The organism is Rhizobium sp. Root1203, from assembly GCF_001424945.1.
In the GTDB taxonomy this organism is placed as follows: Bacteria; Pseudomonadota; Alphaproteobacteria; order Rhizobiales; family Rhizobiaceae; genus Rhizobium.
Window position 1 is genome coordinate 33060 of record NZ_LMCW01000011.1, and the last position, 16097, is coordinate 49156.

Consider the following 16097-nt stretch of genomic DNA (forward strand, 5'->3'; position numbering starts at 1 on the left):
ATCTTGCGCAACCGGCTTGAGAATGACTTTTCCGAGCGCATCCTGCCCTTTAATCTGGTAACTTCGCAGTTCTACTCCGAACTCATGACGCGTGCTCGATTGTCTGGGAAGGCAATCGGCAAAGCCGATGGGTACATAGCAGCGTTAGCAAACCGTCTCGCGGTCGCGACGGTTATCTGGAAATCGAGCTGACGGACCGCAATGTTTTTGAAGCGCGACATTCGGGAGCGCGAGGGAAGCGTCGAGGATCCCAGCCCGATGACCAGAATCCCGGTTGACGGGGGAAGCCGGAAATAGCTCTGGGTTGCCCCAGGAAAAGCCGGCCGTGAGCGTTAGCAACACGGCGATGAGATGGAAGACTGCAGGTTTTTCCCCGCGAGGACGATCTGTGCCCTCGTTGGGGCGCGCCCTCGACGTCGCTCGTAAGGAAGATCGCGGTACCCGGAACCGCCGGGGGCTTTTTCTGCGCAAGGTTGTCAATGATAGCGGAGAGCGGGATTTCGTCTGATTTCGTGCCGACGTTGCTCTCATTCCTTCTCGACCGCTCGCCGCGCCCGAACCGCCGCCGCTATGAAGACCCGTGACAGACCGTGATAGAGCGGCTCGCGGGAAAGAATGCGCGAGGTCACGTAACCGATCATCGACACCGCCATGATCGGGATCACCGCCTGGTGGTCGCCGGTCATTTCCAGGATGATGACGAAGGCCGTCATCGGAGCCTGCACGACGCCCGCGAAATATCCCGCCATTCCGAGGATAGCCGCGAGTGCGATGCTGGTGCCGAGAGCCGAGCCGACGGTGCTGCCAAAACCGGCACCTACGGCCAGCGACGGCGCGAAGATGCCGCCAGGGATCCCTGACAGCATCGACAGGAAGCTGGCAGCGAGCTTTTCGACGAAGAAGAACAAGGGAAGGGCATTGCCTTCTACCGCACTTCGCGCCTGCTCGTAGCCGGTGCCGAAGGTCGTCCCGCCGGACACGACCCCGATGACAGCGATTGCAAGCCCGCAGACGCCCGCAAGCGCCAGCATGCGCCTCAGCGGTTGCGGTTGCGCCCAGCGCCGGATCTTCTGGCCGAAATGCAGCGCAAAACCACTGAATGCCGCACCGAGAGCGCCGCCGCCGACACCACATATTAAAACCAGTCCCCAGTCGCGAAGTTCGGTGGGAGCAGCTGAGGCCATGCCGAAATAATTGTAACTGCCGGAAAGGCCGAGCGCTGCCAGGCCGGATAGAATGACAGCGGTTAGTACCAGCCCATTGGCCCGCGATTCATAGGTTCGGCTCATCTCCTCGATAGCAAAGACGATGCCGGCCAGCGGCGTGTTGAAAGCTGCCGCGATCCCCGCCGCCGAACCTGCAAGAATCAGCCCGCGTGCTTGCGCCATGCCACTGAGGCGGGCGACGGCGAGCATAATCGACGCGCCAACCTGAACCGTCGGCCCCTCACGGCCGATCGAGGCGCCGGAAAACAGTCCGAGCACCGTCAGCACGATCTTGCCGAAGGCGATCTTCAGCGACAGCAGCCGCGTCCGGTCTTCCTCGTCGCGCAAGTGCCGCGCAGCAATTGCCTGCGGAATGCCGCTGCCTCCCGAATTCGGAAAAAGCGTCGTCGCCAGATAGGCCGACAGGATGAAGCCCGCGGGCGTCAACACCAGAGGTAGCAGGAACGTCCATTCACCGGGAGAGGTGAGAGACCCAAAGGCCTTCTGCGCCAGATCCGCAAGCTTTGCAAAACCAACGCTGATCACTCCGATTGCTAGCGCCCCGCACCAGAAAACCAGCCTCGGCCGCCAGAGGGACAACGAACCCCAGATCACACGGGAACGCCGAAGAAGCTTGTAATAGTGATAGGGAATGGGCATGACGGACTCGAAACATAACGCAGGTCGTAAAGTCTTCTAATGCCAAAAGCGCGTGAAGATCACAATTGAAAACAGACCCGATGTGCCTAGAATTGCGAGCATGACAAAGGCCAACGAACAGGACAGCGAACAGAGGCCGGACGTCGCCCTGAACTGCTCAAGTGGTTTCAGAACGGGGTGACCGACCTCAACCGTCTACGCGATCTCGCCGCGTCCGGGAACTGACGCCTCGAGATTGGCGCACTCAGCTGTTCGAGGCTGGTCGTCTGCGGGCCGACGCCTCCGGCGGCATGTGGCTGACGGCCCCAGGTGGCTCATTGTTTTTGTAGTCCTGGGAATTGCATGGCTTGGCTACAGCCTCCTTCATAGGCGTCGAGATGCTGCCTGGCAGTGCGGTTGCGGACGGGGCAGCGGCGTGTTGCGCGAACCCCGTCTTCACCAGCAGCAAATGAAACCGGGGCGAAACCCGGCTATCGAGAGCTATTTCTTGGCAGCTTGTGCGGCGTACATGTAGCTGTCGTAGCTGTATTCGGCGACGCGGAACCATTCGAAGGATTCGTCGCGGAATTTTTTCCAACCGGGATAGATCTTTGCCCAGGCTGGGTGCTTTTCACCGTATTCTGCATAAAGTTCGAAGGAGGCCTTGTAGGCGGCGTCCATAACGTCACGCGGCATCGGGCGGAGCTTGACGCCCTTGCCGACGAGCGACCGGATCGCTGCCGTGTTCTTGACGTCATAGAGCGCCTGCATATTGATGTTGGCCGATTTGCAGGCAGCGTCGAGGGCTGCCTTGTAGGCATCTGGCAGGGCTTCGTACTGGGATTTGTTGATGAAGAAATGAATGGTCAAGCCGCCTTCCCAATAGGCCGGGTAATAGTAGTTCGGGGCGATCTGGTAGAAGCCGAGCTTCTCGTCGTCGTACGGACCGATCCATTCGGCGGCGTCGATCGTCCCGCGCTCAAGCGCCGGATAGATATCGCCGCCAGGCAACTGCTGGGGAACGACGCCGAGCCGCGACATGACTTCGCCAGCGACGCCCGCAATGCGCATCTTAACGCCCTTCAAATCGCCGACATTCTTGATTTCCTTGCGGAACCAGCCGCCCATCTGGGCGCCCGTCGCGCCTCCCGGAATGCCGACCACGCCGTAATCGGCGAGAAATTCGTTATAGGCTTCATTGCCTCCACCATGATAGAGCCAGGCATTCTGCTGGCGACCGTTGAGGCCGAAGGGAATGGTCGAGCCGATTGCGAACGTCGGATCCTTGCCGGTGAAATAATAGCCGCAGGTGTGGGCGATTTCGACCGTGTTGGCCTTGACCGCATCGATCGCCTGCGGACCGGGAACCAGTTCGCCGGCTTGGAAGACCTGGATCTGAAATTTGCCTTCGGTGATTTTCGACAATGCGTCGGCCATGACGACGGCGCCACCATAGATGGTGTCGAGATTGTTCGGGAAGCCCGATGTCAGGCGCCATTTGATCGTCGGCAATTCCTGCGCGACGGCAGGCGCCGCTAGTGCAGCACCTACCACCGTGGCTGCGCCGCCGATAGCACCTTTGGTCAGAAATCTTCGTCGATTTATCGTGTTAGCCATTTAGTCCTCCTCAGGTTGATCGATCGGCTCAGGCGGTCGCCTGGGCGTTTATTTGGCAGGTTCTGTAGGCGGCGCGTCGAAGCTCGGCGTCGGTGATCCGAAATCTGGCGCGGACGTGTCGAACGACGGTGCGGCGGGTTCCCCGGTCGATGGCTCTGGCGCGCCGAAAGGCTGGGCTGGCATGCCGAACGGGCTTTCGTTGCCTTCGCCCGGCATCGGCACATTGAGTTGGATCGTCGAGGGATCGACGCTCACCTGTCCCGACTTGTAGTGGGTGACGAGGCCGGGGAAGGCAATGACGATGATGACCATGACCAACTGGATCGCCAGGAAGGGTAGTGAACCCATATAGATCTGGCCCGAGGTTACGGGCTGTATTGTCGAGCCGGTGATCCGATCCTTGTATGCGCGTGTCGGAGCGACGGATCTGAGATAGAAAAGCGAGAAACCGAAAGGCGGATGCATGAACGAGGTCTGCATGTTGATCGCCAGCATCACGCCGAACCAGATCAGGTCGATGCCGAGCGCGTCGGCGACAGGCGCCAGCAGCGGGATGATGATGAAGGCAAGCTCGAAGTAGTCGAGAAAGAAGGCGAGAAAGAATACCAGCAGGTTGGCGACGATCAGGAAGCCGACCTCACCGCCGGGGATCGACGTCATCAGATGCTCTACCCAGACATGGCCGTTGACGCCATAGAAAGTCAGTGAAAAGACGCGGGCTCCGAGCAGGATGAAAATGACGAAGGACGACAGCTTGGCTGTCGCGTAGAGCGCCGATTTCATCATCGTGAGGTCGAGGCGACGGTTGAATGCCGCAAGCAGCAGCGCTCCGACCGCGCCCATAGCCCCCCCTTCTGTTGGTGTCGCCAGGCCGATGAAGATCGTTCCGAGAACGAGGAAGATCAGTACGAGCGGTGGGACCAGCGAGGTGATCACCCTGGCGAGGAGCTTCCATCCTCGCAAAGTCCGCGCTTCCGGTGGCAGTGCCGGAACGCCCAGCGGGCGAAGAAAGGACATGACGATGATGTACCCTGCATAGGCTGCGACAAGCAGGAGGCCGGGAATAAGCGCGCCTCTGTACATATCGCCGACCGATCTGCCGAGTTGGTCGGCGAGAATGATCAGCACCAGGCTCGGCGGGATAATCTGCGCCAGCGTTCCGGAGGCTGCGATCGTGCCGGCTGCGACGCGCCGGTCATAACCGTAGCGCAGCATGATCGGCAGCGAGATGAGACCCATGGAGATGACGGAGGCCGCAACCACGCCTGTCGTCGCCGCCAATATTGCGCCGACGAAGATCACGGCGAAGGCGAGGCCGCCGCGGATCGGGCCGAAAAGCTGGCCGATTGTGTCGAGCAGATCTTCGGCCATCCCGCTTCGCTCGAGGATCAGGCCCATGAAGGTAAAGAAGGGAATGGCGAGCAATGTCTCGTTCGACATTTGGCCGAAGATGCGATCCGGGATTGCGCCGAAGAGGTTGATCGGCAAGAGGCTCATCTCGATGCCGATGAAGCCGAACACAAAGCCGACAAAGGCGAGTGCAAAGGCGACGGGATAACCGAGCAGCAGCACGATGATCAGCGACAGGAACATGATCGGCGCGAGGTTTTCCGCGAAGAAGGCAAACATAAGGGTGTTCCTGGATTAGAGCGCTTGTGCTTCTGCGTCGGCTAAGGCGACGGCATCCGGCATTGTCCCGCTGAGGATGGCGATGCGTTTGATAAGTTCGGACACGCCCTGCAGGGCAAGCAGTCCAAATCCTGCCGGGATTAGCGCCCAGACCGGCCAGAGGATCAGCCCGCCGGTGTTATTGGATACCTCGCCGCTCTGGAACTTGGCGATCACGACCGGCCAGGACAGGTAGATCGTCACCAGGCAGAATGGCAGCAAGAAGAAAATCGTGCCGAAAACCTCGATCCAGAGCTGCGCCCGGCGCGGTAGTTGGCCGTAGACGAGGTCGACCTTGACGTGTTCGTTGCTGAGCAATGTCCAGGCGGCGGCTATGAGGAAAGCCGCCGAGAACAGGTACCATTGCGCCTCGAGCCAAGCGTTCGAGCTGAGATTGAAGAGCTTGCGGGTCGTCGCATTGATGGCGCTGATCAGCACGGCGGCGAGCAACAGCCAAGAGACCGCCTTGCCTAAAAAGGTGTTTAACGCGTCGATCGCACGCGAAAGCGTCAGTAAGCCAGACATTGGAACATCCTCCCGGCGGCAGCAGCCTGAGGCGCGCCGTCCTCCAAGTGCTAGCCGCGTGCGGGGATGCGGACAAGGCACAGTCGCGAGCAAAAACCGGGAGCCTACCCAGTAGTGGGTATGTCGGCTTCCGGGGAGGCAAGGCCATTGTCGATCGCGAAACGGACGAGGCCAGCCGTCGTCGCGATGCCAAGCTTTTTCTTGATCTTCTTGCGGTGTGTTTCGGCCGTGGCTTCGGAAATGCGAAGCGATTGGGCGATGTCGCGGTTGCTCCGGCCGGCCGCAAGCAGCGCCAGGATTTCGCGCTCACGCGCCGTAATCGGCAACGGGTCTTGATCTCCTCTCTGCCTTCGTTGCATCAGCACATCCGAAACCCCGGTGGAAAAATAGCTGCCGCCAGCAGCAACGGTTTCGATTGCTTCCACAATTTCCTCGTTGGGAACGTCCTTAAGTATGTACCCGGATGCACCTCTGACGACCGAAGCCGAAATGTATTCGCGGCTGTCATGCATGGACAGCATCAAAATCTTCGTTGATGGGGCAACGTTTTTGAACAGCTCGATCGCATCGATCCCGCTGATCTGCGGCATATTGATGTCGAGTAGAACAATGTCGGGCATTTGCGCGGCCGAAATCTCTAAACCTCGTGGGACCGCCGCCGCTGTGCCGACGACCCTGATGTGATCGTAGGTTTCAAGAATCGCGCGCAAGCCTTCGAGCACAAGCGGGTGGTTGTCGACAAGGACGATGGAGATCGGGGTGTGGCTGTTCATGCCGCTTCTGACGTGCGCCTCGTTGCATTGGCCGATTTCGGGAACATGGCGGTCAGCCCCGTGCCGTTCTCATCAGTCCGGATGATCAATATGCCCCGGAAATGTGCCATCCGCTCCTGCATGTTCCGGAGTCCAAGTCCCCCGGTACGATTGGCGTTAGCACTTCCGGCATGTTTGATGAAGCCCTTCCCGTTGTCGGCGATCGACATTCTGACGCGACCCTTGGTGCTCCAAATCGTGATTGTGACGCGTGATGCACCGGCATGCCGCTCAACGTTCGACAGGGCTTCCTGGGCAATCCGGTAAAGCGCTGTGCTGGCTTCGGGCTTCAGCGTTTCCGAGCCTGTGGAATCGACCGAGACCGAGATTCCCGTTCGCTCTTCGAAGTGGTTCGCAAGCGAGGTCAAAGCCGCTGTGAGCCCGAGATCGTCGAGCACCCGCGGCCGAAGCTCGCGTGACAGGTCCCTGACTTCCTTGATGGCGCCATTCAGCGCTTCGATGCCCCGGTCGATTGCGGCACCGGCATCGGCCGCGCTATCTCTGACCTTCCGGGAAGCCAGGTCGAAGGCATAGCGAACACCGACCAAGTTCTGCGAAACGCCATCATGAAGTTCCCGAGCCAGCCTTGCTCGTTCCTCCTCCTGGGTATCGATGATCCGCTGCGTCAACAATTTCAGTTTGCCGTCGGCCAGACGTCGTTCGTGAAGTGTGATCCACATGCAGGTGGCGAAAACGACAAGAATGGAAGGCACTGCAATCAGCGTAACGACGACAAACGTGCGTCGGATGCTTTGCTTCAAGTCGGCCTTGGCAGTCTCGGTCTGTGCGAAGACGTCATCGAGATATACTCCCGTACCAATCATCCAGTGCCATTTGTCGAGGCCGGCCGCAAACGAAAGTTTGTCTGCAATGGCGCCAGAAGACGGCTTTTCCCATTTGTATTGATGCAATCCGCCGCCTTCTTTGGCCTTTGCAATCAGGTTGGCTATCACCTGATCACCGTCCGGGTCGACGAGGTCCAGCCAGTTGTGCCCTGGCCGAAAGGTTTGGCGCGGATGCACGACGCTGTTGCCATCGTAGTCGTAGACGAAGAAATACCCATCCTGGCCATAATCCAGCGTAGTTAGTATCTGCCTTACGTGTTCCTTGGCGCGCTCATCGTCGGAGCCGGCGTTGTCATAGACATCCTTGATCGCAGAAAGAGCGAGATTGGTCAGATTGAGAAGCTCCGTCTCTTTCGCTTTCAGCAGGTTGCGCTCAAACGTATCAATGCTGCTCTGGGCGAGGGTAGTCGATTGCCAGGTTGTGAACGCCGTAATCAAAGTGATTGCGAGGATCAAAGGCAGAATGGCCAGCGCGACGATCTGATGACGGAGTTGCAAACTTGTTTCCTCCAGTAGGTGGGATACCTTACTTTTGCTCCCGCTCGGTCTCAAGTCCATCAATTCTGGGAAATTGATAGCCCGGGCAGTTGTGAGCGGCGAGACCCACGCGCAGCGGTGTGGGCCCTTCTCAGCTTGGATTTATGTGGTCTCGTCATCATGACGACGAGCGTTGGCACTTTTTCGCTGCGGCCGGAATTCAAGAATCTTAATTTGCCCCTGGTGCTCCTAAAACAGGCGAGAGAGTAAGCGGGGACAGAAGCTAGCACTCGGGGAAGGATTAAGCTCATAAGGGATTGACTCGAGGCGGCCCGTTGCAAAAGCCGTATGGACAAGATGCACGGTGCGTCCTACTCCAACGCGGCGCGAAGCGATCGGATCATCTCCTCGGCAAACATCGTAGCGGCCAAGCCGTGGTTTCGCCTTTCGCGCTTGACGAGCGAAAGCACGTTCTTGCCGAAGGTCCGCTCGCGGATCGGCACATAGGTGAGGGCGCCGTTGCGCTGTTCTTCGGCGACATCGAACCTGCTCAGGAAGGCGATGCCGTCGCCCGCCGATGCCAGGTATTTCATCGCCTCGATCGAATTGGCGAGGAAAGCGGGCTCGACCGTTAAGCCCGCTTCGGCAAAAGCATCGGCGACGATGCCGTGGATCAGCATCGATTTGTCGGCAAAGATTAGCGGGTAGGGCTGGCAGGCGGTCAGCGGAAGGGAGTCCTGTCCGGCCAACGGGTGTTCGGGCGAGACGACTGCGCCAAGGCGCGTGTCCATTTTCCAAAGGGTTTCCAGCTGCGGGACGGCTGGGAGATTGAAGGCGAGGCCGAGATCAGCCTGTCCGTCCAGAAGGGTCTGGACGATATCGCGCACGAACATCACCCGGATCGTGATCTTGAGGCGCGGGTGGCGGGCCGCAAAATGCGCCGCCGTCTTCGGCACGATGCCGCCGGCAAGGCCGCCCATGGTGGCGATGATGATCTCGCCGCTCTGGAGCGTCTTCATGTCTCGAATATCGGCCTCGACCTGGCTGAATTCCTTGATGGTCCGACGCACATGCGCCACGAGTATTTCACCGGCCGGTGTCAGCCTCAGTCCGCGCGGGAGGCGCTCGAACAACGGTTCGCCGATCGCCTCTTCCAGCTGCAGAATATGCTTGTTGATCGCCGATGGCGCCACATTCAGGCGCTCGCCAGCTGCCCGGATCGAGCCCGAGCGCGCGACCTCGTCGATATAGCGCAATACCCGCGAATGCAGCATCGGTGACCTCTACCGTTCTCGAAAAACGTACGACCTGCGCAGAAAATACTGCTTTTCGGAACCGGTTCAATCCTTTCTTATCCTTCGCAGAACACGGGGGAGCTTGGCTCGATAGAGACCATGATTGCCCGATGAAAGTGAAGTGGAGGAATGACTTGAACGCGTTAGAAGCTGCACACTACGACAAGGTGCGCGCGATATTCGATATCCTTGAGGGCCGGAGCGAGGCCGACCTTCTCCTGAAAAACCTGAACATTCTCGATGTCCATGGCGAGACCGTCTATCAGGGCTCGATCCTGGTCTACGACAAGCGTATCATCGCGCTCAATCCAGACGAGGGCATCCTGAAGGTCAAGGAGGTCTTCGATGGCAAGGGCCTTTATGCGATCCCCGGCCTTATCGACGCCCATATCCATTTCGAGTCCCAGCTGGCGCACCCGACGGCGCTTGCCGAGGCCATGGTGCCCTGCGGCACGACGACGATCTATGCCGAGTGCCTGGATCTCTTGAGCGCGGCAGGTGAGGAAGGTGCTGACGCCGCCGAGAAGCTGTTTCGCGACTATGACCAGCTGCCTTACAGGCTCTACGCCTTCGCGCCGGGCAAGAAGACATCCGCCGATGTCGCCGAGGCCGTTCTCGACATGGAGCCGGTGATCGGGCTCGGCGAGTTCGAGCACTTCACTTACAGCGCCGGCAGCGACGACGACTTCCGCAAGGCCGCGTGGGTGCGTGCCAAAGGCGGCTTCATGAACGGCCACTGGGGCGTCACCGCCCTCTCCGATATGATGCTCAACTACCTGCCAGCGATCGGCGTTTCCAACAACCACGACGTCTGGAACGCGAAGGATATCGAAAAGAGCATCCGCTACGGTTTCCCGACGCACATCAAGTTCGGCGTCGGCTCGAGCGAGGTGATCAAGGTCTTGCTGCGCGCGATCGTCGATCGCAAATGGCCGACCGACAATTTCATGCTCTGCACCGACAACATCTCCGTCGAGCGCCTGCTGGCCATGGGCCACATGGACTGGATCATCTCGCTCTGCGTCGAGATGGGCATCAATCCGATCCATGCAATCAAGATGGCGACCTACAACACGGCGCGGTCCTTCCATATGGAAGACCGGCTCGGTTCGCTGACGCCGGGCCGTTTCGCCGATATCGTCTTGACCGACAGCCTGTCGAAGATCAATCCCCTCTATGTCTTCAAGGATGGCGCCCTGGTCGCCAGGGATCGCAAGCTCCTGAAGAATGCCGAGATCGATTATTCCGGCATGTGCAAGAACGGCCTGCCGGGCCTTGGCGACCTGACCCCGGAGCAGCTGGAAATCGTGCCATTGGAGATTTCCCTGGATGGCAGCCAGGGCAAGGTTCTCCTGTTCGACGTCTATGGTCGCGGCCATGCCAAGTTTCATCAGGAAGTCTGGGTGCCACTGAAAGACGGGAAGGTCGTGGCGGAAGTGGACGGGTTGGAACTCAGCCGGCTGTCCGTCGTCCAGCGCTATGCCGATGGCAAGCGCCACGTGGTCAACGGGCTGTTTAAGGGCGTGCATGTCAATCGCGGCGCGGTCGCCACCTTCTGGCCGGCTCCGAAGCCATACTTCGTGGTGGTTGGGCAGGACAGCGCAGACATGTGCCATTGCCTGAGCCGGGTGGATAGCTATGCCGGTGCCTGCGTTGTTACCGAAAACGGGACGGACAAGGCGGTCATGCGGCTCGACATCTACGGCGTGATGGCAAACATGAACGTAGCCGAGCTGACATCCGCCGCCGGCGCCATCGATGCCGCGCTTGAGGAACTCGGCAATCGCAACGAGGGAGAGCCGGTGGTGAACAAGCTTCTCAGCCTGTTCATCTCGCTGCACCGGTTCCGTTTCATGGCCTGACCGCGGCAGGAAAAGAGTGCCGACAGGTGCGGGGAGCGCCTGTCGGAGAAAGTTGGACGTGAAGAAATGCAGCCGGCTTGAGCCGGCGAACGATCGCAGAAAACCTGCGCAAAATGAGGGAGAACGATCAATGGCACACAATGCGGCGGAAGCCGAAATCGTCGATACCGGCAGTCTGGTCCGTCGCTGGATCTTGTATGTGGTCGGCATCTACATCCTGACGTTCGGCGTCAGCCTGGCCATCCGCGCCGGCATCGGCATCTCGCCCCAAAGCAGCCTGACGCGGACGATGACCTTGGTCTATGCGCCGCTCAGCCAGGGCACCTACAATTTCATGCTCGAGCTGATCATGCTGTTCCTGACCTATCTGGTCCTGCCGAAGGATTTCAAGCTCAAGAACTTCGCCTCCCTGATCCCGGCATTCGTGCTGGCGGCATGCCTCGATCTGAACCTGAAGATCACGGAGTTCATCCAGCTCGACGCCTACCACTGGAAAGTCGTGCTCCTCGTCGTCGGCGATGCGGCGCTTGCCTTCGGCCTGTTCCTGATGATCCGCGCCAATCTCGTGTTGATGCCGATCGACATGTTCGTCAACACGATCTTCAAGCGAACCGGCTGGAAGTGGGGAAATATCAAGACCGGCTTCGACTGCACGCTGCTCGTCACCTCGACCCTGATCGGTTTGGCCTTCCTCGGAGAGATCAAGTTCATCCGCGAGGGCACGATCCTCAACGCGATTTTAGTCGGCCAGTACATCAAGCTCTATTTCTTCCTGTTCAGGAAGATCCAGGCACGGAAAGCGGCACGGGCACTGGAAGGCCTGGAATCGGCGGTTAAATAGCTGACAGCGGAACCGAACCGACAAGGGGACCGGCTTGCCGGTCCTCTTATTTCGTTTCCTGTAGAGCGGTTCACGCTGTCGGGAAATCCGCGAGCATGCCATAGGAAGGCAATGTCCTGTTGGAGAAGACCCCCTTGCGGAGGATGACTCGGTCCGAGTGCGGGCGGGCGATGACCTGGTCGAGGCTCCATGCCTCCAAGATCATCAGGTCTGCAGGACGGCCGACACCGATCGTGCCGGCGTCGATGCCCATGATGCCGGCCGCTGCCGGGCCGGCAAGAGCGACCGCATCCGCATAAGGGTGGTCGAGGTGCAGGATGCGTACCGACTGTCGCCAGGTGTCCAGCATGTCGTGATCGCCATAGGCAAAGAACGGATCGCGACAGTTGTCGCCAGCAGCGGCGACCGAAATGCCGGCCGCGCGCAATTCCTGCACGGGCGTCACCCCGCGCCAGCGTGGCGTGCGGCCGTCTTGGCGGTCCTGGAGATACATGTTGACAGTTGGCAGCGTGACGATCGAAAGCCCTGCATCGGAAAGCAGCGAGATCCGGTCGCGCAATTCATTCTCGCTCAAAAGCGCAAGTGAACAGCAGTGGCCGCAGGTCACGCGCCCCTCGTAGCTATGGCGAATGGCGGCACGCGCCACATGCGGCAACGCATCGGCCTGTGCCGCCTCGTCGACATGCAGATCGACACCTAGTTCCCGTTCCTTCGCCAGTGCAAACAGCCGGTCGAGCAGCAGATCGATGTCGTCGAGACCCGAACCATGCGTACCCCCGGAAGCGCGTGTCACGCCACCGAGCAAGCCGCCGTGATTGGCAATGATATCTGCTAGGCGCGCGCCGTAATCGTCGCGATAGACATCGAGCGGCACGAGGCCGGCGGCCTGCAGGGTGATGCTGCCCTTCCAGCGTTCGCGCACCTCTGCGAACACACTCCAAGTGATTTCCGCCTGTCCCTCGTGGCTGTCGAGATGGGTGCGGATGGCGGCCACTCCATGGGCGTCGGCCGTTGCAAGGCCGAATTCCATCCGCCGCAGGAGGTCGTCGGCATTCCAGTGGGCGAGACGGTCTGCCGTCGTTGCGGCACGAGCACCCGGATGCGTGCCGCCGGAACCGGGTGCCCGCCTGACGGTATGGGCCTTGTCCAGATGGGCATGCGCGTCGATCAGAAGCGGCCAGACATGGCGGTCGTCGAGCGCGATGGTATCGTTACTGTGGTCGGCAAGGGCGGGCGCTATTCTCGCGATCCTGCCATTCTCGATCAGAATATCGAGTCGGGCCGAACCGTCCCGGTCCACCTCCGCACCAACTGGCACGTCATCGGCAAGCAGCGCGACCGGAATGCGCGCCTTCGCAAGACGAATGCGCTCAGGTCTCGCCAGACGGGCGGCAAGGCTGGGAAACAGGGAAAGATCGTTCATGGTGGGTCTCTATTGGATAGGTTGCCGAGCAGTCAGCTCTCGTCGAACGAGGCCAGCAGGCGCTCCTGCGCAAATTGCATGAAATGGCTGCCGGCCGGTGAAAGTGAGCCGCGTGCGCGGTGGAGGATATTCAGCCTTTGCAGCGAGCCGGTTCCCGTCAGCGGGATAAACACCAGTTCGCCAGCAGCCATTTCGCGGTCGACGTCGAGCCGGTTGAGGAAGGTAATATGCGGGGCCGTCCGGGCAAGGCGCTTCATTAGTTCCATCGAATTGGTCTCGACGACTGGAACAAGGGTTGCCCGCGCCGGCGCTGTCGCCTCGACGACTTCACGAAGCGACAGCGATCGATCCGCCAGAACAAGAGGAAAAAGCAGGCAATCCGACATGCGAACGGTCTTGCGGGTCGCGAGTGGGTGGCTCGGCGCGACAACCGCGCCCAACGCATGCCGGAACTCGGCGGCGCGCTGCAGGCGGGTGTCATCCGACAGGTTGTAAGCGATCGCAAGATCGGCTTGGCCGAGCGCCACCATCTCGGCGACGGCCGTCCGGTCGCCGACCATGATCCGCAGGCTGACCTGCGGATGTTTTTCGCGATAGGCGGCAACGATCTCGGCGACCCGCCCGGCGGCAAGCGTCGCCATGGTGGCGATCGCCACCTCGCCGCGGGTGAGGCCCTTGAGAGACTGGATTTGGACACGCATTCGCTGATGTGCCTGTAAGGTCTCGCGAATGTGCTGGATCAGAATTTCGCCGGAACTCGTGAGTTTCAGGCCGCGCGGCAGGCGCTCGAAAATGGGCGCCTGCAGCTCTTCCTCAAGCTCCAGGATATATCGGTTCACCGCAGAGGCGGCGACATGCAAGGTCTTCGCCGCCTTGCGTATGGAGCCCTGTCGGGCCACCTCGTCGATATAACGCAGCGCGCGTCCATGAAGCATGATGGGTCCGTTGCCTGGCGGGAGTCGGATTGACAGTTCCACGATGTCACCGCAACGCACCATCTTCAACGTCACTTCTTGGCGAAATTTGCGTTGATGCGCCGAGTCAGGTATTCCCCGGCCGTGATCGGCTCGTATTTGCCGAGCGGACCTTGCATGACGGCATCGCGGTTTGCCTGGCAGAAGAAGGGCAGAGACAGGCGCCGGCCCATATACTCATCCTCGCGTGGCATGCGTACCCGGTGTAGCGTCGACTGGAGCTGGTCGTCCGACCAGCGCATCAGCATGTCGCCGATGTTGCACGTGATGTAGCCTTTGCGCGGTGGAACATCCGTCCATTCCTTCAGTGCAGCATCCTTGCCCGGGCACACCTGCAGCCCACCTTCGCCTTCCTTCTGGTGAAGGATGGTCAGGCAATCGAAGTCCGAGTGCGCGCCGGCACGCCACGAGGTAAAGTCTTCAGGCTTGGCGCCTTCCATCGACATGTAGTGGATGAGCCGAAGCGTCGACTGGTATTGGTCCGAGGATGGATCATGCGCCACGGTGAAGAAATCCTCGGCAAAGCCCATCTTCAGTGCGAAGCAGGAGAGGATGCGCATGCCGAGTTCCCAGTTCTGGCGTTCGAAGTGGAGCATCTTTTCCCTGAAACCCGGAAGATCGTCTTCGCTTGGCCACAGGTTGAGGCGGATCATGTCCGGTCGGGTGAGCTGGAAGCTTTCCTTGTTATCAGGCGTGCCGGTGGAGGGGCGGACCTGCTCCTTGAATTCCCAGCCGGCATTGATGCCTTTCGGCATCGGGGTTTTCGCTTTCACCATCGCCGGCAGTTCGAAGAACGTCCATGCCGTGTCGAAGGCGGCGTCGATATCGTCCTGGGCGATGCCGTGATTGTAGACCTGAAAGAAACCGATATCGACAGAGGCCTGCCAGAGCGCATCGGCGATCTCCTGCTTTCGGTTGTCGAAGTCGGAAAGGTCGATGACTGGGATTTCCCGGTAAACGGTGGTGCCCATGCCGCCGATGGTCGCTTCCTTGGCGAGTTCGGCGAGGGTGTCTGTCTGGATGTTCATACCATTCTCCATGAGCGAATGCCGGCGAACCGGCGGTTGAGGAGCAATGTCCGGGGCAGGGCCCGACTGCTTCTACTCCGGATGGGGTTAGCCGTTCTTCGGCAGGCTCCAGGGAAAGAGGAGCTTCTGCGTCAGGACTACGGCCTGAAACAGCAAGAGCGACATTGCGGCGAGCACCAGCAGGCCGGCCCACGCCTGCGGCAGCTTGAACAGCGAGGTCGAGAGCTGGATGAAATAACCGACACCGGCTTCCGATGCGCAGAACTCCGCAACGACGGCGCCGATGATGGCAAGGGTGATAGAGATTTTCAACGCCGAGAAAATGTAAGGCACCGCGAACGGCAGGCGGATCTGGGTGATCTCGCGGAAGCCAGAGGCGCGCAGGCTGCGCGACAGCTCGATCAGCTCCGGCGGCGTCGCGGCAAGGCCCGTTGCCGTGGAGACGACGAGCGGAAAGAAAGTGATGAGGCAGGTGATGACAATGCGCGGCGCATCGCCGGCCCCGAGCACCACGATGATGATCGGCGCAATCGCCACCACCGGCGTCGACTGCACGACGACAAGCAGCGGATAGAGCGTTCGCGACAGGAACGGCGAGCGCATCATGACGACGGCAAGCGGAATGGCGATGACGATGGACATCGCATAACCGATCAGCGCCACCCGCAACGTCGCGGTGATGTGGCCCACCCAGCGCTCGAAGCCGATGGAGGAGAACGAGCCGAGGATAGCGCTCGGCGGCGGCAGCAGATAGGTCGGGATCGATAGGAGCCGCGCCGCCGCTTCCCACAGCAACACCGTGCTGATTAGGGCCGCTGCGGTCGTGATGCCCGGAAATGCCAGCATCTGTTTCAGGAGAGCGACCGGCGTACGGCTCTGCATGACG

At 60.2% G+C, this 16097-nt stretch carries 13 protein-coding genes and 1 pseudogene; 3 read left to right on the top strand and 11 right to left on the bottom strand.

Features of this window, described 5'->3' with window-relative positions; all coding sequences use genetic code 11:
* Positions 1–192 (top strand): annotated as a pseudogene (locus tag ASC97_RS10110) (VapC toxin family PIN domain ribonuclease); the annotation flags it as partial.
* A 335-nt stretch (positions 193–527) separates the two neighbouring features.
* On the opposite strand, the gene ASC97_RS10115 reads toward ASC97_RS10110, so the two are convergent.
* The 7 genes from ASC97_RS10115 to ASC97_RS10145 form a co-directional block, all read right to left on the bottom strand.
* Positions 528–1865 carry a chloride channel protein gene (locus ASC97_RS10115; RefSeq protein ID WP_057468226.1) on the bottom strand — a complete coding sequence of 446 codons (1338 nt, stop codon included), beginning with the start codon at positions 1863–1865 and terminating at the stop codon, positions 528–530.
* Between the two features lie 480 nt (positions 1866–2345).
* A complete protein-coding gene (locus ASC97_RS10120; protein ID WP_057468227.1) occupies positions 2346–3461 on the bottom strand; it encodes a TRAP transporter substrate-binding protein in 1116 nt (371 codons plus the stop codon).
* Between the two features lie 48 nt (positions 3462–3509).
* On the bottom strand, positions 3510–5090 hold the full coding sequence (locus ASC97_RS10125) for a TRAP transporter large permease (protein ID WP_057468228.1): 1581 nt from the start codon (positions 5088–5090) through the stop codon (positions 3510–3512).
* Positions 5091–5105: 15 nt separating this feature from the next.
* Positions 5106–5654, bottom strand: a complete 549-nt coding sequence (locus ASC97_RS10130; RefSeq protein WP_057468229.1) for a TRAP transporter small permease subunit — start codon at positions 5652–5654, stop codon at positions 5106–5108.
* A gap of 104 nt (positions 5655–5758) precedes the next feature.
* Positions 5759–6427: a response regulator gene (locus ASC97_RS10135; protein ID WP_057468230.1), complete on the bottom strand. Its 669-nt coding sequence runs from the start codon at positions 6425–6427 to the stop codon at positions 5759–5761.
* The gene (locus tag ASC97_RS10140; protein WP_057468231.1) at positions 6424–7809 is read right to left on the bottom strand and encodes a cache domain-containing protein; all 1386 of its coding nucleotides are present in this window, start codon (positions 7807–7809) and stop codon (positions 6424–6426) included. Before ASC97_RS10140 ends, ASC97_RS10135 begins: the two co-directional genes overlap by 4 nt.
* A gap of 350 nt (positions 7810–8159) precedes the next feature.
* Positions 8160–9062, bottom strand: a complete 903-nt coding sequence (locus ASC97_RS10145) for a LysR family transcriptional regulator (protein ID WP_057468232.1) — start codon at positions 9060–9062, stop codon at positions 8160–8162.
* A gap of 155 nt (positions 9063–9217) precedes the next feature.
* On the opposite strand from ASC97_RS10145, the gene ASC97_RS10150 reads away from it, so the two are divergent.
* On the top strand, positions 9218–10945 hold the full coding sequence (locus ASC97_RS10150; protein WP_200959454.1) for an amidohydrolase family protein: 1728 nt from the start codon (positions 9218–9220) through the stop codon (positions 10943–10945).
* 130 nt (positions 10946–11075) lie between these two features.
* Positions 11076–11786: a YczE/YyaS/YitT family protein gene (locus tag ASC97_RS10155; RefSeq protein ID WP_057468234.1), complete on the top strand. Its 711-nt coding sequence runs from the start codon at positions 11076–11078 to the stop codon at positions 11784–11786.
* Positions 11787–11856: 70 nt separating this feature from the next.
* On the opposite strand, the gene ASC97_RS10160 is transcribed toward ASC97_RS10155, so the two are convergent.
* From ASC97_RS10160 to ASC97_RS10175, 4 genes are all read right to left on the bottom strand, one after another.
* On the bottom strand, positions 11857–13209 hold the full coding sequence (locus tag ASC97_RS10160) for a cytosine deaminase (RefSeq protein WP_057468235.1): 1353 nt from the start codon (positions 13207–13209) through the stop codon (positions 11857–11859).
* 32 nt (positions 13210–13241) lie between these two features.
* A complete protein-coding gene (locus ASC97_RS10165) occupies positions 13242–14213 on the bottom strand; it encodes a LysR family transcriptional regulator (RefSeq protein ID WP_082529953.1) in 972 nt (323 codons plus the stop codon).
* A gap of 2 nt (positions 14214–14215) precedes the next feature.
* Positions 14216–15211: an isopenicillin N synthase family dioxygenase gene (locus tag ASC97_RS10170; RefSeq protein WP_057468236.1), complete on the bottom strand. Its 996-nt coding sequence runs from the start codon at positions 15209–15211 to the stop codon at positions 14216–14218.
* A gap of 87 nt (positions 15212–15298) precedes the next feature.
* Complete coding sequence (locus ASC97_RS10175; protein WP_057468298.1) at positions 15299–16093, bottom strand: ABC transporter permease; 795 nt, start codon at positions 16091–16093, stop codon at positions 15299–15301.
* Positions 16094–16097: the final 4 nt, after the last annotated feature.